Consider the following 19,745-nt stretch of genomic DNA (forward strand, 5'->3'; position numbering starts at 1 on the left):
GATTAAAATACAGGGGATTAGCCCCTGTATTAATTTCTTTTTTCAAAATAGCTTTTAGCAACCTGCGGGAACAGTGCGTAAGACAAAACATCCTGCTCTGATTTTGCTAAGTCACCTATTTCAGCTTTTAATTTATCATATTCGTCAGATAATAAATCAGCGGGTCTGACAGTTATAACTTCTTCTTTTCCGATTATTTTTTCTTTTATTTCATCTGCAATAGGCGCTGCCGGCTTACCATAAAGTCCTTTTACATAATTTTTAATTTCAGTTGGAATGATGTTATATCTTGCTCCCGAAATTACGTTGAAAACTGCTTGAGCACCAACCATTTGGCTCATTGGAGTTACTAACGGAGGATATCCTAAGTCCTCTCTGACCTTCGGTACTTCAGCTAAGACAGCATCATATTTATCGCTTGCATTTAATGATTTCATTTGATAAAGCAAATTTGACAGCATTCCGCCTGGTATTTGATACTGTAAAGTATTTGGTTCGGTCATAAGAACCTTGATGTTGTATGTACCGTTATCCTGATATTTTTTTATAACCTCTCTGAAATATTCAGCAATATTGTTTAAGCTATCCACATTCAGCTGCGGGTCATATTCTGTTCCCTGTAATGTAAATGCTAAGGACTCTGTAGCAGGCTGCGATGTACCGGAAGACAGCGGAGAAATTGCAGTATCCACAATGTCAATACCTGCTTCTATTGCTTTTAACATTGCCATTTGCGCTACACCGCTTGTGCAGTGGGTGTGGAATTCTAAAGGAAGGTCGGTAACTCCCTTAATCGCCTTAACTAAATTATAAGCTTCGTAAGGCAACAGTATACCTGACATATCCTTGATACAGATAGAATCAGCACCTTCATTTTCAAAATTTTTTATTAAATCTAAATAGTATTCTGTCGTATGAACCGGGCTTATGGTGTAAGAAATTGCACATTGACAGTGTGCACCTTCTTTTTTTATAACTTCAATTGATTTTTTCAAGTTTCTGATATCGTTTAATGCATCGAATACTCTTACTATATCAATTCCTTCGAACATCGCATTCTTTAAAAATCTTTCAACTATATCATCGGGATAATTCTTATATCCAAGGATGTTCTGACCTCTTGAAAGCATTTGAAGCTTAGTGTTTTTAACAGTTGCTCTTATTTTTCTTAATCTTTCCCACGGATCTTCATTTAAATATCTGAGACAGGTATCGAATGTAGCACCTCCCCAGACCTCCATAGAATGAAATCCTGCTTTATCCATCTCTGATAAAATAGGCAATATTTCGTCTGTAGCTAATCTTGTAGCAATTAATGATTGGTGTCCATCTCTCAAGGACGTTTCGGTAATTTTAATCATAGTACCTCCTCCTTATAATTTATAAAATTATTATTATCTATAAAAAACCTTATATTCTTTTATTTAATTGTAGTTTTACATATTTAACCATATTATGTTAAGCTTTTTCTTGATATTAATAACGTATGTATGATATAATAATTACGGAAAATAATGCACATTATCTTGGTAATTAAACAGTTTGACTCTGAAAGCATTTTAAAATATACTTTTAATTATCAGTATAATATCATGAATATTAATATAAGTACATAATTTAAATAATAAAATTAAAGAAAATACTTATTAATAAAAAATAATTTGGAAATTATAACTAATTAAATAAGGCGGTAATTATGGATCACACAGATTTCAAAATAATTAGCATATTGCAACATGATGGAAGAATATCTATGAAGGAATTAGGCAAAGAAGTATCTTTGAGTCCGCCTGCAGTTGCTGAAAGAGTTAAGAGATTAGAGGATGACGGAGTTATCGAAAGATATAAAGCAGTAATAAATAATGAAAAGGTTGGGAAACCGATATGTGTATTGATTAATGCTTCTATAAAGCCTGAAAAGCAGGAAGGTTTTTTAGAGTTTGCTAAAAAATCGGAGGAAATAGTTGAATGTTACCATGTTACAGGTCCTCACAGCATGATTATGAAAGCTTATTTAAGAGAAATGAATCACTTGGAAGAGCTTGTGGGAAAGGTTCAATTTTTTGGAAATACTGAAACATTCATCATAATGTCCAGCCCTATAGAAGGTAAAGAAATTTAGAATTATTGTGAATACAAGTAAAAGCATAAAAACATTAAGGCTGCTGCTTTATTGTTTTTTTTCATAAATTTTGTCATGAGAATAATAATATATTTGATGTACTCAATTTTTCATAGATTATTTTTTAATTTATGGTATAATGTTGAAGCGATAAATTAAGCTAAGATAAAGTAAGATTTAAACTTAAGAGGTGTAATTAATGCTAAGAATACAGCAAGTCAAGCTTCCGATAGATCATAATCAGGAAGATTTATACATAAAAGCGGCAGAAAGCTTAAAGGTTAAAAAAGAAGAAATAAAATCCTTATCAATATTTCGAAAATCCATAGATGCAAGAAAAAAGGATGAAATTTTATTTATATATGCTTTAGATGTTGAGCTTTATAACGATATTAAAATTTCTAAGAGAAATAATAATGTTACAGTAGTTGAACCATTTATATATGAAGTCGAAGCAACAGGTGAAAAGCTGCTTAATAACAGACCTGTTGTTGTCGGAAGTGGTCCTGCGGGACTTTTTTGCGCTTTACTGCTTGCAGAAGAGGGCTACAATCCGATTATTCTTGAAAGAGGTAAAAAGGTTAAAGAAAGAGTTAAAGATATTGATAAGTTTTGGAAAGACGGTACATTAAACGAAAGATCGAATATACAGTTCGGTGAAGGCGGTGCCGGTACTTTTTCAGACGGAAAGCTTAATACATTAATCAAAGACAGGTCTAAAAGAGGAAAAAAAGTTTTAGAAGAGTTTGTTAATGCAGGTGCTCCTGATGAAATAACATATTTAAATAAGCCTCACATAGGTACAGATTTGCTAAGAAACGTCTTGGTAAACATCAGAAAGAAAATAATAAGCTTGGGCGGAACCTTTAGATTTGAAGAACAGTTGACAGATATTAAAATTAAAGACGACAGAGTATACCGTATTGTAACGGAAAGTGATATAATTGATACGGATGTATTGGTTCTTGCAATAGGACACAGTGCAAGAGATACCTTTGAAATGCTGAATGATAAGGTTGAATTGAAAGCAAAACCGTTTGCCATAGGGGTCAGAATTGAACACCCGCAGAAAATGATAAGTGAATCCCAGTACGGAAATTTGGCAAATCACCCAAATTTAGGTCCTGCTGATTACAAATTTGTTCATAAAAGTAAAAATGGAAGAAGTGTATATACATTTTGTATGTGCCCGGGCGGGGTAGTTACTGCTTCAAGCTCTGAGAATAACCATGTTGTAACAAACGGTATGAGCTTTCATGACAGGGATTTAGAAAACGGAAATGCGGCAATTGTAGTTCAAATTAATCCGGAGGATTTTGGCGGAGAAGGAAATCCGTTAGCAGGAATCGAATTTCAAAGAGAATATGAAAGAAAAGCTTTTGAGTTGGGGGGAAACAATTATCATGCTCCCGTGCAGCTCTTTAAAGATTTTAAGGAAAAACGAGTTTCTGCATCATTCGGTGAAATTTATCCAACCTACAGACCGGGAGCAGCATTCGCCAATCTTTGGGATTGTCTTCCAAACTATGTGTGTGAAAGCTTGGTTGAAGGGATAACCGCATTCGGCAAATGGCTCGAAAACTTTGACAGAGACGATGCAGTTCTGACAGGTGTTGAAACAAGAACATCGTCACCTCTGCGTATAAACAGAGATGATGATTTGCAAAGCAATATAAAAGGCATATATCCCTGCGGAGAGGGTTCAGGCTATGCGGGAGGAATAATGTCTGCGGCAATAGATGGCTTAAAAGTAGCAGAACAAATTATAAAGCTTTACAAACCAATGAACAAAAAGGAATGATACCATGAAAATAGCCGTTATAGGCGGAGGTGCTTCAGGTCTTATTGCAGCAATTGCTGCAGCAAGAAACGGTGCCGAAGTTACAATTTACGAAAAATTGAATAGAGTCGGTAAAAAGATCTTAGCAACGGGTAACGGCAGATGCAATTACACTAATTTAAACATGAGCATTGACAGGTATCACGGGAAAAATGTTAAATTAGCGAAAGCACCAATGGAATTCTTTGATTTAAACGAGACACTCAGATTTTTTGAAAGCTTAGGCGTGCATCCTTATGAAGGTGAATCGGGGAAAATATATCCTAACTCCTTGCAGGCATCAAGCATATTGGATGTTTTAAGGTATGAAGCAGAGAGATTGAAGGTTTCAGAGATTACGGATTGCGAAATAAAAGAATTAAGAAAAAGTAAAGACAAATTCAGTATTATTGGTAATGAAGCCTATTTATCCGACAAGGTAATATTGGCAACAGGAGGTAAAGCAGCTCCGCAGCTTGGAAGTGACGGAAAAGGATATGAAATAGCTAAGTCTCTGGGGCACAAAATAATTGAGCCGTTTCCTGCGTTAGTTCAGCTTAAATTAAAGAGTAAATACCTTAAGAGAATATCAGGAATAAGGTTTGACGGAATCGTAAAAGGAGTAACGGATAATAAATTAATCAGAGAAGATGAAGGAGAAATACTGTTTACCGATTATGGGATTTCAGGACCTCCGGTCCTGCAAATAAGCAGAAGAGTAATTGAAGAACTGAATAAAGGCAATATTGCTTATATATTGGTTGATATGTTTCCCGATACAACAAAGCTTCAGCTTTATGAACTGTTACAAGCAAGATTTATAGATATAGGTTATAAAAGTCTGGAGGAAAGCTTGATCGGATTTATAAATAAAAAATTGATACCCGTAGTATTAATGGAAGCCGGATTTGAGGATTTGAATAAAAATTGCGGAAAATTAAACAAAAAAGAAATTTATAAAATTATAGATATTTTAAAAGAGTGGAAATTTGAGGTCACGGGTCACAATACCTGGCAGCAGGCACAATCAACTGCAGGTGGTATAGATATGTCAGAGGTAAATTCAGGTACTCTTGAATCAAACAAAGTAAAGGGCTTGTATATATGCGGAGAAGTTCTTGATGTGGATGGAGACTGCGGAGGGTTTAATCTGCAATGGGCATGGAGTTCAGGTTATACAGCCGGATATTACAGTTCAATATGAGTATTGAAGAAAGGAATAGATATGAAAAGATTTTTAGAGAAAGTTTTTGGGTCATACAGTGAAAAGGAAGTTAAAAGATTAGAGCCGACAGTTGATAAAATACTATCATTAGAAAGCGAAATTGCTAAATTAAGCGATAACCAGCTTAAGGCAAAGACTGCCGAATTTAAGGAAAGATTAAATAACGGTGAAACAAAGGATGATATATTGCCCGAAGCATTTGCCGTGGTAAGAGAAGCGGCATGGAGAGTTTTAGGACAAAAGCATTACCGGGTACAATTAATAGGCGGTATGGTTCTTCATCAGGGAAGAATTGCTGAAATGAGAACAGGTGAAGGTAAGACATTGGTTTCCACATTGCCTGTATATTTAAATGCCCTTGAGGGTAATGGTGTACATGTAGTTACTGTAAACGACTATTTGGCAAAGCGTGACTGCGAATGGATGGGTAAGGTTCATAATTTCTTAGGTTTATCGGTAGGTTGTATTGTTCACGGTATAACCAAGGAAGAAAGGATAAGAGCATACCGATGTGATATCACTTATGGAACAAATAATGAGTTTGGTTTTGATTATCTAAGAGACAATATGGTAATCAGAAAAGAAGAAATGGTTCAAAGAGATTTGAATTATTGTATCATAGACGAAGTTGACTCAATTTTGATAGATGAGGCAAGAACTCCTTTGATAATTTCAGGAGAAGGAGAAAAATCCACAGATTTGTATGAGTTGGCAAACAGCTTTGTCTTGCCGTTGAAAGGTAAAATACAATCTCCCGAAGAAAAGAAATCAAAAATGGATTATATAATGGGAGATGTGGAAGAGGATGACACGGTTGATTTTATAGTAGATGAAAAAGGTAAAAATGTTACATTAACTGCTCGTGGTATTACTAATGCAGAAAGATTTTTTAACATTGAAAATTTAGCTGACCAGGAAAATATGGAAATTTCACACCATATTAATCAAGCATTAAAAGCCCACAATACGATGAAGAAGGATATTGACTACATTGTTAACGATGGTGAGGTTTTAATTGTTGATGAATTTACCGGACGTATCATGTACGGAAGAAGATATTCTAACGGTTTGCATCAGGCAATTGAGGCAAAGGAAAGAATTGAAGTCAGAAAAGAATCTAAAACATTAGCTACAATTACATTCCAAAACTATTTCAGAATGTATAAAAAGCTTTGTGGTATGACCGGTACTGCAAAGACGGAAGAAGAAGAATTCAGAGAAATATATGGTGTCGATGTTATTGAAATACCAACAAATAAGGAAGTTGTAAGAAATGACCATGAAGATGTTGTTTACAAGGGTGAGATAGGGAAATACTCTGCAGTTATAAATGAAATTGTAGAAAAGCATAAAACAGGTCAACCGATTCTTGTAGGTACAATCTCTATAGAAAAGTCGGAATTGCTAAGTAAGCTTTTGAAAAAAGCGGGAGTTAAGCACGAGGTATTAAATGCCAAGCACCATGCTAAGGAAGCGGAAATAGTGGCACAGGCAGGTCGTTTCGGTGCCGTTACAATTGCAACAAATATGGCAGGTAGAGGTACAGATATTGTGCTTGGCGGTAATCCTGAGTTTCTTACTAAGCACAAAATGAAATCGAAAGGCTTTACCGATGAACTGATTGCACAAGCAGACGGATTTAATGACACTGATGATGAAGAAGTATTAAATGCAAGAAAAGTATATAAGGAATATTTAGAACAATCAAAAAATGAGCTGAAGGATGAGCAGGATAAGGTCAGAGAAGCAGGCGGACTTCATATTATAGGTACTGAACGTCACGAATCAAGACGTATTGACAATCAGCTCAGAGGTCGTGCCGGAAGACAGGGAGACCCGGGCTCAACACGTTTCTATATATCTCTTGAAGATGATTTGATGAGATTATTTGCCGGTGACAAAGTAAAAAACATAATTGAAACATTGAAGATGCCCGAAGATGAGCCATTAGAGGCAGGAATGCTCACAAGAACAATTGAGACGGCACAGGGCAGGGTAGAAGGAAGAAACTTCGAAATAAGAAAGCATGTTCTACAATATGACAATGTCATGAATAAGCAAAGAGAGGTTATCTATTCAGAAAGAAGAAAAGTTCTGTTAGGTGAAAATCTTAAGGAAGATATCCTAAGCATGATTGAACAGCTTATAGACAGAGGTATACAAATGTATACTACAGATGAGAAGTTTACGGACAATTGGGATATTCCGGGATACTCTAAATATATAGCTGAAACCTTCTCAATATTGATAAGCTTTGAAGGAGAGGACAAGGGAAATTTAACTAAGGAAAAATTAAAAGAAAGAGCACAAAGTGCAATAGAAAGACATTACAGAAGACAGGAAGAGGAATTTGGCGAAGATGTATTCAGGGAAGTAGAAAGAATTATTCTTTTAAGAAGCGTTGATACAAAATGGATTGATCATATCGATGCTATGGATCAGTTAAGGCAGGGTATCGGACTTCGTGCTATAGGAAACGAGGACCCGGTCAGAGCATATCAGGTCGAAGGATATGATATGTTTGAAGAAATGACGGCATCCATTCAAGAAGATACAATTAAAATGTTGATGCGAGTAAGACCTCAGGAAAAGATGCAGCGTAAAGAGGTTGCTAAAATTACAGGAACAAGCGGCGGTGATTTAGGCGGTAAGCCGCAACCGATAGTGAACAAGGAAAAAAGAGTAGGCAGGAACGATCCATGCCCGTGCGGAAGCGGCAAGAAATACAAAAAGTGCTGCGGACAGAATGAATAAAGGAGATGATTATTTGATAGATTTATACGAAATTAATGAAAATTTAAAGAAATTTAAAAACATTTTAGCTGAGGTTGGTGGTTCCCTTTGACCTCTCCAAGTTGGAGGAAGAAAATATACTGCTTGAATCAGAAATGCAGGAGCCGGATTTTTGGAACAACCAGGAAAGGGCTCAAAAAGTTTCACAAAAATTAAAGCAAAATACCAATAGAATAAACGAATACAAAAATTTAAGGCAACAGGTTGAAGATTTAGAAATTTTCGTCGATATGATTATAGAAGAAAATGATGAAAGTCATTTGGATGAGCTTAAAGCAATTATGAACGATGTGGCTGAGCTTCTTGATAATGCTCGCATTGTTGCCCTGTTGAGCAATGAATTCGATAAAAACAATGCAATACTATCCATTCATGCCGGCGCGGGAGGAACAGAAGCCCAGGACTGGGCGGATATGCTGTACCGTATGTATACGAGGTGGATTGAAGCTCACGGCTACAATATGACTGAATTAGACATACTTCCCGATACTGAGGCAGGAATTAAAAGCGTAACTTTGTTAGTTGAAGGCGAAAATGCTTACGGGTATTTAAAATCCGAAAAAGGCGTTCATCGATTGGTGAGGATTTCACCTTTTGATGCTGCAAAAAAAAGACATACGTCTTTTGCGTCTGTTGATGTTACACCTGAAATAGAAGATGATGTGGATATAGAAATAAATGAATCGGATATACGTGTTGACACGTACCGTTCCAGCGGTGCGGGAGGTCAGCATGTCAATACCACAGATTCGGCAATTCGTATCACTCATATACCGACAGGTATAGTTGTATCATGTCAAAATCAAAGGTCTCAGCACAGTAACAGAGAAACGGCATTGAAGATGCTTAAATCAAAGCTGTTGGAAATTAAACAATTAGAAAACAAGGAGAAAATCGAGGATATCCAGGGTAAATATAATCAAATTGCATGGGGAAGCCAAATCAGGTCATATGTATTTCATCCCTACAGCATGGTAAAAGACCATCGCACCAATGCGGAAACCGGCAATGTGCAGGCTGTAATGGACGGCAGTTTAGATATGTTTATGAATGAATATTTAAAGATGAAATCAAGAAATCAATAGATGGCGATTGATTAACAGTAGATTAGCAATGGATAGGCAATGGATAGAAAATAAACCCATTGCTTATCAATTGCATATCCGGCGTTTGCCAATTGCCCATCCATTGTAATAGGGGAGAGATAAATGGTAGATATTTTAAAAATTTTATGCGAAGAGTTTAATATTAAACCTATTCAGGTGGAAAACACGGTTAATCTTATTGATGAAGGAAATACAATTCCTTTTATTGCCCGTTATCGTAAAGAGCAGACAGGCTCGTTAGATGATGTGGTGTTAAGAGATTTATATGAAAGATTAACATATTTAAGAAATTTAGAAAGCCGTAAAGAAGAAGTTATCCGATTAATAGAAGAACAGGGAAAGCTTACGGATGAATTAAAGGATGAAATTTTAAGCGCAGATGTTATGCAGCGCGTAGAAGATTTGTACAGACCGTATAAACAGAAAAAATCTACACGAGCTTCTAAGGCGAAGGAAAAAGGACTTGAGCCTCTTGCCGACATCATACTTGCACAAAATGTAACGGAAGGAAGCTTGGAAGAGATTGCTTTATCCTTTGTAGATGAAGAAAAGGGTGTAAAAAATATTAAAGAAGCTTATGAAGGAGCCTGCGACATAATTGCAGAAATGATTTCAGACAATGCTGATTACAGAAAACATATAAGAGAAATTTACATATCAGACGGAACAATTATTTCGGAAGCAGCAGATGAAGAAGAAAAAACTGTTTACGAAATGTACTATAAATTCGAAGAAGCAGTAAATAAAATAGCAAATCACAGAATACTTGCCATAAACAGAGGCGAGAAAGAAAAGAAACTTAAAGTCAAGCTGAATACCCCTGATGAAAAAATAGTTAATTATTTAAAATCAAAAGAAATAAAGAATGAATCGGCAATAACTGCTGATTATTATTGTGCTGCAATTGAAGACGGCTATAAAAGATTGATAGCTCCTTCCATAGATAGAGAAGTAAGAAACATTTTGACTGAAAGAGCAGAAGATGAGGCAATTAAGGTATTTGGTAAAAATACTAAAAATCTGTTGATGGTTCCGCCTGTTAAAGACGTAAGAATACTTGCCATAGATCCCGGCTACAGAACAGGATGTAAGTTAGCTGTATTAGATGGAACAGGTAAATTTTTAGAGGATACAGTTATTTACCCGAGTGAACCAAGAAACGAAGTTGAAAAATCCCAAAAAATAATGACTGAGATGATTAATAAATATGACATAGATGTTATAACCATAGGAAACGGTACTGCTTCAAGAGAAACAGAGCAGGTTGTTGCAGATATGTTGTCTAAAATAGATAAAAATATTACATACACCATAGTTTCAGAAGCAGGAGCGTCCGTATACTCTGCATCAAAATTGGCTCAAGAAGAATATCCTGACCTGGATGTAACCGTAAGAGGTGCTATATCCATAGGCAGAAGATTGCAGGATCCGTTAGCTGAATTAGTTAAAATAGATCCAAAGAGTATAGGGGTCGGTCAATATCAGCATGACGTTAACCAAACAAAATTAAGTCAGGAGCTTGACGGAGTTGTAGAGGACTGCGTAAACAGTGTAGGAGTTGATTTAAATACTGCTTCAACAGCACTGTTACAATATGTATCAGGCATAACAAAGACAATTGCTAAAAACATAGTTAAATACAGAGAAGATAAGGGTAAGTTTACAAACAGAAATGAGCTTATGAAGGTCAAGATGCTTGGAGAAAAAGCATTTGAACAATGTGCCGGCTTTTTAAGAATTTCTGACGGAGAATATTTGCTGGATAAAACAGCTGTTCATCCTGAATCCTATGAAATAGCAGTAAGCTTATTAAATAAATTAGGATACGATATAAATGATTTAAAAAATACTAACTTAAACGATATAAATGAAAGAATAATGAAAATTAAAGTAAAGGAAGACAAAAAAATTCAAATGTCTTCACGTAATAATAGATTAAAGGGGCTTGAAGCACTTTCTCAAATTAACTTTAAAGAAGAAAAGAAGCCTGCAAGAGAAAAAATCAAGGACAGAGTAAAGGTATTGGCAGAAGAACTGAACATCGGGGTTCCTACACTCACGGACATAGTTGAAGAGCTTAAAAAGCCGGGCAGAGATCCGAGAGATGAAATGCCGAAGGTAATTTTCAGAAGCGACGTTATGAAAATGGAAGACATGGAAGTAGGTATGAAGCTAAAAGGAACCGTAAGAAACGTGGTTGACTTTGGCGCTTTTGTAGATATAGGAGTAAAACAGGACGGACTTGTTCACCTTTCAGAAATGAGCGATAAATTTATTAAGAATCCGATGGAAGTTGTCCAGGTAGGAGACGTAGTAGATGTCACAATCATTAAGCTTGATAAGGAAAGACAAAGAATAGGGCTCAGTATGAAAACAAAAAGATAAATCATAGGAGAAATTAATGATTGATACAGTAATATTTGACTTTGACGGTACTTTGGCAGATACAAGCCAAATAGTTATAAATTCCTTTAAACATATATATTCGGTTTTCCGCAATGAGGATTGCGATGAAGATTATGTAATGAGTACGTTTGGAGAGCCTCTGAGATTGACACTGCAAAGAGATTTCGAGGCATATGACTTCGAAGATGTTATTACTTGCTACAGAGAATACCAGGTAGAAAGGTTTAACGATGAGGTGAGACTATACGAAACCGTTAAAGAAACTTTAGATTATCTAAAGGACAAAAATATAAAGATGGGAATTACTACTTCAAGGTTAAGAAATTCAACCTTAGAAGCCGTTAATAATTTTAATATAAAAAAATATTTTGACGCTATCATCACCGCAGACGATGTAAAAAAACATAAGCCGGATAAAGAGCCGTTAATTAAAACAATGGAGCTTTTAAACAGCAAAGCAGAAAATACATTGTATGTGGGTGATTCGAGATTTGATATGGAATGTGCAATTAATTCCAATGTAATACCGGTGTTGTGCGGCTGGCATAAATTATCAGAAGAGCTTAAAAATCAATATAATGTAAAATATGTTCTGAATAAGATGATAGATATAAAAGAAATAATATAAATATTATATAAAAGAACGACTATAAGGCAGTACTTGGTAAAACAGTTTTAAATCAGTTTTGAAAGAATGGCGTAGCGTAAAAAGCTACGCCATTTCGACTTTAAATTTAGGAAGTCTATTCCCACTTAAAAAAACGTAGGGAAATATTTATACATATCACTGCAATTACAATCATCATAATTACCGAAATGAAAACACTATCTATTGGCAGACCAAGTGAAGCGGCTTTGAGAAGTTTTATCCCTTGTGTCAATGGCAATATATCAGCTACTTTTTGAAGTGCAAGGGGCATCATTTCGTAAGGCAGAGTAGCGCCCGAAAAAATAAGCATCGGAAAATACAGCAGGCTGGCAGCGACACTTGCTATTTTCATATTTGGTGCAATTCCTCCTATTAGCAGCCCAATGCTGAACATTGACAGCATAACCAGCAAGTATGCTCCTAAGAATTGAAGCCATGAGCCATGAAACTGATAGCCGAAAAAAATTGCCCCTGTTGCGTACACAAGGATTAGTGAAGCAACCGAGTAAAGTGCGTATATGACAATCTGTACTGCCAAGATAAGGGCTGGACTGGTGGGCGTCACCTTGAACCGCTTTAATATTTTTCTGTTTCGATAATCAGATACAACCAGAGGAAGCCCCATCACACCTCCGGCACAAATGGCAATAGTTGATACTGCACCGAAAGATTGCTCTAAAAAGGTATATTCTGCACCGTTGAAAGCGGGTTTATTTCCGAACACTGCTCCCAAGATAATAACGATAACAACAGGTATACAGATAGCAAAAATAAACATATCCATCCCTCGGAGGGATAACCTGATTTCTGTTTTAAGTAAGTTTCTAAATGCTTTCATCTTCTACCTCCTCATCCGTGTACCAAAGGTATGCGTCTTCAAATTTTTCGTAAGGACTGGTTGCAATAGCTTCCTGTACTGTCCCGCAAAAAGTGCCTTTTCCTTTTTTCAAAATCATGATTTTGTCGCACAGAGCTTCTACTTCGTCCATAAAATGGGAGGTTAATAGAATAGTAATTCCTTTCACCTTTAATTCAGAAAGGCTCTTCCATACATTCCGTCGTGCTTTAGCGTCCAAGCCGGTTGTCAGCTCGTCCAAGAATATGACTTCGGGATTTGGAATAAGTGCCAACACGATGAAAAGCCGTTGCTTTTGACCTCCCGAAAGTTCACTAACCAGACTTTTCAGCTTGTCAGAAAGTCCGAATTGTTTTAGAAGAGTGTCATAATCCAAAGTTGTTTTGTAAAGCGAAGCAGTGACTTCACAAAGTTCAGCTACCCTTATTTTATCTTGGTAATTAGCCTCCTGAAATTGAACGCCAACTCTCTCAAACAAATTTTTTCGCTCTTTTTGCGGATTCATTCCCAAAATGGATACTGTTCCGCTATCTTGTTTTTTCGTTCCTAAAATACATTCAATTGTGGTGCTTTTACCCGCACCATTTGCGCCCAGCAAGCCAAATACTTCTCCACGGCAAATTGAGATATTAACATTCTCTACCGCTTTGACATGGTTGTAAGACTTGCATAGTTTTTTTACTTCAATCGTTGTTTCCATGCGATTAAATCCCTCCTTGTTTTTTCTTTGCGTAAAAAGAATAACATTAGAGCGAAGTTTGGTGTTAAAGTGTAGGGTTTGCTCGAAATTGTTTTTTCATTTTCTCAAGATGAACGAGCATAGTTTCCGCGTTTTGTTCAGCGTAATGCAGTGATGTGAGTAGTTTATCGTATACAGAAATAATATCATCATTTTCCTTTGGTGTGTCAATCACTTGCCGAATGTCGGCTTCGGGATTTCGTGATAGGGTACTCATCATTCGCAGAATTGCTGAAAGAGAGTAATTTGCACACCGCAAGGAACGTATGATTTTCAACCGACGAATATCTTCATCCGTGTAAACACGATAGCCATTTTGCTTTCGCTTTACGGTAAGCAAACCGTTCATTTCCCAATTTCTTAAAGTATCTATAGAGATTTGTAAATGATCAGCCGTTTCTTTTCTGGTTAAAAACAAAGTGTCTTTTTCCTGACTGTTACCCAATAACAGTTTTTCAGTAATTGCTATAGCTTCTTCGGCATTTCTTTGCTCATCTCTAATCTTTTGCAGATAGTGTTCCGCTAAAGAAATTGCCTTTTCAAAATTTCCGAGTGCGGAGGTCTTAATAACAGCAATAGCTTGTTTTCTCAGTCCATTTTGCAGAACTTCAACCTTTAGAGCAATTCTTACAAATTTGATCTGCTCCATATGAAAATCTGTAAAGACACGATAGCCATTTTCTTTACGCTCCGGTTTAGGAATCAGTTCAAGTTCTTCATAAAGCCGTACTGTATTGGGATGGATTCCAATGCTATGTGCAATTTCGGATGTCTTGTAAGTGTTCATTTCATCACCGTCCTTCCATTGTACCACTATAACACCCTGCCAAAGGCTGGTGTTATAGTGGAGGGTTTTAATTGTAACTCATGGAAGCAAAAAGCACAAGCATGTAAGATTATGGGTTACTCTATAAAGCAAACTGAGCTTTTATTTTCTTCGTAACAATGGTATAATGGTGCTCGAGTGGTTATGATACCGGCGGTTTAGTTTCATTTCGGAGGAAATAGAGCTATGATACAATATTTTGCTTTCAGCTTATTTTTTACAGCTATTTTTTTAAAGATATTTATTGACAAGCTGTCTAAGACAAGATTTTTCAAAAGAACAGAAAATGTAGACAGCAATAAGAAGCCTTGTATACAGGAACTGCATAAACATAAGGCTGCAACGCCAACAATGGGCGGTATCGCTATCAATCTGACATTAATTACTGCCACTATAGTTTACAGTATCTCGATAGGCAGAATAATATGGATTAATCTTTTCTTATTGTTGTTCGGTGTGATGGGATTTATAGATGATTATATTAAAGTTAAAAAAGTGAGGGACGGTGTAACCCCGAAAGAAAAGTTATTCGGTCTTATAATTATAGGCATAATTATAACTTTATATTTAATTGTTTCCGGACAGACAGATACTCAAATCATGCTCCCATTCATAAGAGCTTCTATAGAAATCAATAAGTACCTTTATGGTTCCTTGATGGTTTTTCTGATTGTTTTATCAAGCAATAGTGTCAATATTACAGACGGAGTCGACGGGCTTGCGTTGGGCATATGCTCTATAGTTTTTGTCTTCATCGGGATAGTCGCATACCAATTGAGAGATGATAATGTGCTGTTTGGAGCCATAATTATGGAGGGAGCTTGTCTTGGTACCCTGTTTTTTAACAGATATCCTGCCCGAATTTTTATGGGGGACACAGGCTCTCTTCTTTTAGGCGGAGCAATTGCGGTATTTTTGATTGAATTGAACATACCCCTATGGATTATCCTTGTACTTTGTGTTTGCATTTTTGAAATAATCAGCGTGATAATACAGTTATTTTCATTACAGTACTTTAATAAGAGAGTTTTTAAGATAGCGCCTTTCCATCATCATCTGGAAAAAAACGGCTGGAAGGAAGTCGCTATTACATTTACATTTTGCATTATAACCTTTGCAGCATGTATCATTGCATATATGAGCTTGGGGATATGATACGATGAATATACAATGAAATTATGTTACAGGAGGTATTACATGATAAAAGCGGGAATTATTGGTGCAACCGGATATGCCGGACAGGAATTAGTTAGGCTGCTGTACGGTCATCCCGAAGTAAAAATAATTAAAGCCATATCGGGAACCCATATCGATAACAAATATTCTTATGTATACCGGAATTTTACCGGATTTAGTCAAGATAGCTGTTTAGCTCTTGATTATGAAACTATTGCCGACGGTATTGATGTGCTGTTCACATCTCTGCCCTATGGTGTTTTGATGGAGAAACTTAATGACGATATATTAAACAATGTAAAAGTTATTGACCTCGGAGCAGATTATCGTTTAATGAACAGTATGGAGTATAAACAGTATTATGGCAAAGATCATAAATCTATCCACCTTTCTTCCCGGTTTACCTATGGACTATGCGAGTGGAATGAAAATGAGATACAAGATGCGGAAAACATTGCTAATCCCGGATGCTTTGCAACAGCAATCCAGCTTGCATTGCTGCCGCTTATTAAAGAAAGAATAATTTCGACCGAGGTGACGGTTGACGGAAAATGTGCGTTGTCAGGCTCAGGCAGAACCCTTACGCTTGGAACTCACTTTGTGGAGGCGAACGAATCAGTTAAGCCTTACAAAATTACAAATCACCCCCACAAAATAGAAGCTCAAAAAGCAATTGAGTATTTTACCCATGAGCAAGTAAAGATAACCTTTGTGCCTCATATTGTTCCTATGCAGAGGGGTATCCTTGTTACCTGCTATACCAAGCCTGCAATGAAAATTGACCATGATTTTATTAGAAATATATACGAAAAGTATTATCATTACAAGCAGTTCGTTCAAATACTGGACCGCGGCATGTATGTAGAGACAAAATGGGTCAGAAATTCAAACATGTGCCATATAAATTTTGAGGTGGATGAGCAGGACAATTCATTAATCGTATTTGCAGCAATTGATAATTTAATAAAAGGAGCAGCGGGACAGGCTGTACAAAATCTGAATATAATGAATGGGTTCCCTCAAAATATGGCAATTAATTATGTGCCCGCTTGTATTTAGACGCTATTCACAACTCAACCAATTTTTTAGTTGGGGGATGATAAGTTGTTAACAAATTTTAATCAATTAGGTATGTTTTTAGAATTTGTTCATGGTATAATAAAATTGCAAAAAATTTAAGAAAGGGTGTTTTTATGGAAGTAAAGAATTTAGTTATTGAAAAAGATAAAGGAGTTTGTACGGTTAAATTAAACAGCCCGGAGACGCTTAATTCGTTAAATGCTGACATGCTTAATGAGCTTGAATACGCATTCGACCAAATCAGTAATGATGACGAAGTATCGGCTGTGATTTTAACAGGAGAAGGCAAGGCATTTGTTGCCGGAGCGGATATTGCTTATATGAGTAACCTAAGCCCTTCAGAGGCAAAGAAATTTTCAGAGGACGGCTCAAGATTGTTCAGAAAAATTGAAACAATGAACAAGGCAGTAATTGCAGCTGTAAATGGGTTTGCGTTAGGCGGGGGATGTGAGCTGTCTATGGCCTGCGATATTAGAATTGCTTCTGAAAAAGCTAAATTTGGACAGCCGGAAGTAGGACTCGGAATTATACCGGGATTCTCGGGAACACAAAGATTAGCAAGATTAGTTGGTTTAGGAAGAGCAAAAGAACTGATATTTACAGGGCTGCATATCAATGCAGATGAGGCATACAGAATAGGGCTTGTTAATAAAGTCACAGATAAGGACAGCTTAATGGAAGAAGCTTATAAAATGGCTGAAAAAATTATATCAAATTCAAGAGTTGCCGTAAGATATGCAAAAGAGGCTATGAACAGAGGTGTTGAAACGGACATAGATACAGGGATTGCTTATGAATCCAATGTATTTGGCTTGTGCTTTGCTTCTGAAGATCAACAAGAAGGCATGACCGCATTTTTGGAGAAAAGAAAACCGAAATTTGAATAATATATGACTTGATATTTTATATACAATTTAGTATAATTTATTTGTTTGTGTGAATTATTTTTTTAACACATAAGGTTAAAAAAATAACAAACAGAGGGAGAAGGACAAAAAATTTAAGGGAGTGAAATAATGAATTTTCAATTAAGTAAGGAACATGAAATGGCAAGACAGCTTTTTAGAGAATTCGCTGTCAACGAGGTAGAACCGTTAGCTCAGGAAATTGACGAAGAGGAAAGATTTCCTGTTGAAACAGTTGAAAAGATGCAAAAATACGGTTTTATGGGTATTCCGTTTCCAAAGGAATACGGTGGACAAGGCTGCGATAATTTAACCTATGTTATGGCAGTAGAAGAATTATCAAAGGTTTGCGGTACTACGGGAGTTATACTATCTGCACATACATCATTGTGCGGAGCTCCGATATATGAATTTGGTACAGAGGAGCAAAAGAAAAAATACTTACCTATGCTTACTTCAAATTCAATAGGAGCTTTCGGCTTAACCGAGGCCGGAGCAGGTACAGATGCTGCTGGACAACAAACAAAGGCGGTTTTAAACGGAGACCACTATGTATTAAACGGCAGTAAAATTTTTATAACCAACGGATCCTATGCGGATGTTTATATAGTAATGGCAATGACTGACAAATCATTAGGAACAAAAGGTATATCAGCGTTCATAGTAGAAAAGGACTTCCCGGGTTTTTCAATAGGAAAGAAAGAGTTAAAAATGGGTATCAGAGGCTCGGCTACTTGTGAATTGATATTTGAAGATTGTATAGTGCCAAAAGAAAACTTGATTGGCAAAGAAGGTCATGGCTTTAAAATAGCCATGAAAACTCTTGACGGCGGCAGAATAGGCATTGCTGCTCAAGCTCTTGGAATCGCACAGGGTGCTATCGATCAAACTGTCAAATATGTACAGGAAAGAAAACAGTTTGGAAGAACTATTTCTAAATTCCAAAACACTCAATTCCAGTTAGCGGAAATGCAGACCGCAGTTGACGCAGCAAGATTATTGGTATACAGAGCTGCTTTAAGTAAGGATGCGGGTCAACCATACGGAGTACATGCAGCTATGGCTAAATTGTTTGCTTCTCAAACAGCAATGGAAGTTACAACGAAAGCTGTTCAATTGCACGGTGGATATGGATACACAAGAGATTATCCTGTTGAAAGAATGATGAGAGATGCTAAGATAACTGAAATCTATGAAGGAACTTCAGAGGTTCAAAGAATGGTTATCAGTGCCAGCATGTTAAAATAGGGAGGTAGTAAAGTGAATATAGTAGTATGTATTAAACAAGTGCCTGATACAACAGAAGTAAGATTGGATCCTAAGACAGGCACACTTATCAGAGAGGGCGTTCCAAGCATTATTAATCCTGATGATAAAGCAGGTTTAGAAGCAGCACTGAGATTGAAGGATGAAATGGGAGCACACGTAACTGTTGTATCCATGGGACCTCCACAGGCAGATTTAGCTCTCAGAGAAGCATTGGCAATGGGTGCAGATGAAGCAATACTTGTAACTGACAGAGCCTTTGGCGGTGCGGATACATGGGCAACTTCATCTACATTGGCGGCAGCCTTAAATAATTTGAAGTATGATTTAATAATTACGGGAAGACAGGCGATTGACGGTGATACTGCTCAGGTTGGTCCGCAAATTGCAGAACATTTAAAACTTCCAAACATCAGCTATGCAGAAGATATTAAAATTGAAGGCGATTCTATAATCGTTAAAAGACAATACGAGGACAGATATCATTTAATCAAGGCGAAGCTGCCGGTATTGATAACAGCTTTATCAGAATTGAATGAACCTCGTTATATGAGTCCGGGCGGGATATTCGATGCTTTCAGAGCAAAGAAGGTGGCTGTTTGGACACTGAAGGATTTAACTGTTGATACAAATAACATTGGACTTAAAGGTTCTCCTACAAAGGTTAAGAAGTCATTTACCAAAGGTGCAAAATCGGCAGGTAAGCTATTCAACCTTGAACCACAGGAATCAGCTGAATTGATAGTTGATAAAATGAAAGAAAAGTTTATTATTTAG

16 protein-coding genes are annotated in these 19,745 nt (G+C 36.5%); 12 read left to right on the forward strand and 4 right to left on the reverse strand.

What is annotated here, in order from left to right:
* Positions 1–29 precede the first annotated feature (29 nt).
* Positions 30–1,361, reverse strand: a complete 1,332-nt coding sequence (locus tag RT412_RS13035) for an oxaloacetate decarboxylase subunit alpha (RefSeq protein ID WP_313344152.1) — start codon at positions 1,359–1,361, stop codon at positions 30–32.
* 335 nt (positions 1,362–1,696) lie between these two features.
* Between RT412_RS13035 and RT412_RS13040 the strand changes: the two genes are divergently transcribed.
* From RT412_RS13040 to RT412_RS13070, 7 genes are all read left to right on the forward strand, one after another.
* A complete protein-coding gene (locus RT412_RS13040) occupies positions 1,697–2,122 on the forward strand; it encodes an Lrp/AsnC family transcriptional regulator (protein ID WP_313344149.1) in 426 nt (141 codons plus the stop codon).
* 199 nt (positions 2,123–2,321) lie between these two features.
* Positions 2,322–3,923 carry an FAD-dependent protein gene (locus RT412_RS13045; protein ID WP_313344146.1) on the forward strand — a complete coding sequence of 534 codons (1,602 nt, stop codon included), beginning with the start codon at positions 2,322–2,324 and terminating at the stop codon, positions 3,921–3,923.
* Between the two features lie 4 nt (positions 3,924–3,927).
* Complete coding sequence (locus RT412_RS13050; protein WP_313344143.1) at positions 3,928–5,145, forward strand: NAD(P)/FAD-dependent oxidoreductase; 1,218 nt, start codon at positions 3,928–3,930, stop codon at positions 5,143–5,145.
* Positions 5,146–5,166: 21 nt separating this feature from the next.
* The gene (gene secA, locus RT412_RS13055; RefSeq protein ID WP_313344140.1) at positions 5,167–7,920 is read left to right on the forward strand and encodes a preprotein translocase subunit SecA; all 2,754 of its coding nucleotides are present in this window, start codon (positions 5,167–5,169) and stop codon (positions 7,918–7,920) included.
* Between the two features lie 13 nt (positions 7,921–7,933).
* A protein-coding gene (prfB, locus tag RT412_RS13060) for a peptide chain release factor 2 (protein WP_313344185.1) occupies positions 7,934–9,044 on the forward strand; the annotation gives its coding sequence in 2 pieces (ribosomal slippage) (positions 7,934–8,008 and positions 8,010–9,044; 1,110 coding nt in all).
* A gap of 123 nt (positions 9,045–9,167) precedes the next feature.
* Positions 9,168–11,450, forward strand: coding sequence for a Tex family protein (locus RT412_RS13065; protein ID WP_313344138.1), 2,283 nt, complete (start codon positions 9,168–9,170; stop codon positions 11,448–11,450).
* A 16-nt stretch (positions 11,451–11,466) separates the two neighbouring features.
* Complete coding sequence (locus RT412_RS13070) at positions 11,467–12,099, forward strand: HAD-IA family hydrolase (RefSeq protein ID WP_313344136.1); 633 nt, start codon at positions 11,467–11,469, stop codon at positions 12,097–12,099.
* Positions 12,100–12,214: 115 nt separating this feature from the next.
* Here the strand turns inward: RT412_RS13070 and RT412_RS13075 are convergent, their stop codons facing one another.
* The 3 genes from RT412_RS13075 to RT412_RS13085 all read right to left on the reverse strand — a co-directional run bounded on the left by RT412_RS13075 (position 12,215) and on the right by RT412_RS13085 (position 14,502).
* Positions 12,215–12,958 carry an ABC transporter permease gene (locus RT412_RS13075; RefSeq protein WP_313344134.1) on the reverse strand — a complete coding sequence of 248 codons (744 nt, stop codon included), beginning with the start codon at positions 12,956–12,958 and terminating at the stop codon, positions 12,215–12,217.
* Positions 12,945–13,676, reverse strand: a complete 732-nt coding sequence (locus RT412_RS13080) for an ABC transporter ATP-binding protein (protein ID WP_313344132.1) — start codon at positions 13,674–13,676, stop codon at positions 12,945–12,947. Before RT412_RS13080 ends, RT412_RS13075 begins: the two co-directional genes overlap by 14 nt.
* A gap of 64 nt (positions 13,677–13,740) precedes the next feature.
* Positions 13,741–14,502 (reverse strand): MerR family transcriptional regulator, encoded by a 762-nt coding sequence (locus RT412_RS13085; protein WP_313344130.1) that lies wholly within the window; start codon positions 14,500–14,502, stop codon positions 13,741–13,743.
* 225 nt (positions 14,503–14,727) lie between these two features.
* Here RT412_RS13085 and mraY point away from each other — a divergent pair, with 225 nt between their 5' ends.
* The 5 genes from mraY to RT412_RS13110 all read left to right on the forward strand — a co-directional run bounded on the left by mraY (position 14,728) and on the right by RT412_RS13110 (position 19,745).
* Entirely contained in the window at positions 14,728–15,696 is a 969-nt protein-coding gene (gene mraY, locus RT412_RS13090) for a phospho-N-acetylmuramoyl-pentapeptide-transferase (protein ID WP_313344128.1), read from the forward strand.
* A 42-nt stretch (positions 15,697–15,738) separates the two neighbouring features.
* A complete protein-coding gene (gene argC, locus RT412_RS13095) occupies positions 15,739–16,776 on the forward strand; it encodes an N-acetyl-gamma-glutamyl-phosphate reductase (RefSeq protein ID WP_313344125.1) in 1,038 nt (345 codons plus the stop codon).
* Between the two features lie 134 nt (positions 16,777–16,910).
* Complete coding sequence (locus tag RT412_RS13100) at positions 16,911–17,684, forward strand: short-chain-enoyl-CoA hydratase (RefSeq protein ID WP_313344123.1); 774 nt, start codon at positions 16,911–16,913, stop codon at positions 17,682–17,684.
* 129 nt (positions 17,685–17,813) lie between these two features.
* Positions 17,814–18,950, forward strand: coding sequence for an acyl-CoA dehydrogenase (locus RT412_RS13105; protein WP_313344120.1), 1,137 nt, complete (start codon positions 17,814–17,816; stop codon positions 18,948–18,950).
* Positions 18,951–18,962: 12 nt separating this feature from the next.
* Positions 18,963–19,745, forward strand: a complete 783-nt coding sequence (locus tag RT412_RS13110) for an electron transfer flavoprotein subunit beta/FixA family protein (protein ID WP_313344118.1) — start codon at positions 18,963–18,965, stop codon at positions 19,743–19,745.

Source organism: Sedimentibacter sp. (assembly GCF_032080165.1).
In the GTDB taxonomy this organism is placed as follows: Bacteria; Bacillota; Clostridia; order Tissierellales; family Sedimentibacteraceae; genus Sedimentibacter.

Excerpts from the sequence above, each read along its gene's own strand:
- RT412_RS13070 (WP_313344136.1), top strand. The coding sequence starts at position 11,467 with ATGATTGATACAGTAATATTTGACTTTGACGGTACTTTGGCAGATACA.
- mraY (WP_313344128.1), top strand. The coding sequence starts at position 14,728 with ATGATACAATATTTTGCTTTCAGCTTATTTTTTACAGCTATTTTTTTA.
- secA (WP_313344140.1), top strand. The coding sequence starts at position 5,167 with ATGAAAAGATTTTTAGAGAAAGTTTTTGGGTCATACAGTGAAAAGGAA.
- RT412_RS13065 (WP_313344138.1), top strand. The coding sequence starts at position 9,168 with ATGGTAGATATTTTAAAAATTTTATGCGAAGAGTTTAATATTAAACCT.
- RT412_RS13035 (WP_313344152.1), bottom strand. The coding sequence starts at position 1,361 with ATGATTAAAATTACCGAAACGTCCTTGAGAGATGGACACCAATCATTA.
- RT412_RS13105 (WP_313344120.1), top strand. The coding sequence starts at position 17,814 with ATGAATTTTCAATTAAGTAAGGAACATGAAATGGCAAGACAGCTTTTT.
- RT412_RS13100 (WP_313344123.1), top strand. The coding sequence starts at position 16,911 with ATGGAAGTAAAGAATTTAGTTATTGAAAAAGATAAAGGAGTTTGTACG.
- RT412_RS13085 (WP_313344130.1), bottom strand. The coding sequence starts at position 14,502 with ATGAACACTTACAAGACATCCGAAATTGCACATAGCATTGGAATCCAT.
- RT412_RS13040 (WP_313344149.1), top strand. The coding sequence starts at position 1,697 with ATGGATCACACAGATTTCAAAATAATTAGCATATTGCAACATGATGGA.
- RT412_RS13080 (WP_313344132.1), bottom strand. The coding sequence starts at position 13,676 with ATGGAAACAACGATTGAAGTAAAAAAACTATGCAAGTCTTACAACCAT.
- RT412_RS13050 (WP_313344143.1), top strand. The coding sequence starts at position 3,928 with ATGAAAATAGCCGTTATAGGCGGAGGTGCTTCAGGTCTTATTGCAGCA.
- argC (WP_313344125.1), top strand. The coding sequence starts at position 15,739 with ATGATAAAAGCGGGAATTATTGGTGCAACCGGATATGCCGGACAGGAA.
- RT412_RS13045 (WP_313344146.1), top strand. The coding sequence starts at position 2,322 with ATGCTAAGAATACAGCAAGTCAAGCTTCCGATAGATCATAATCAGGAA.
- RT412_RS13075 (WP_313344134.1), bottom strand. The coding sequence starts at position 12,958 with ATGAAAGCATTTAGAAACTTACTTAAAACAGAAATCAGGTTATCCCTC.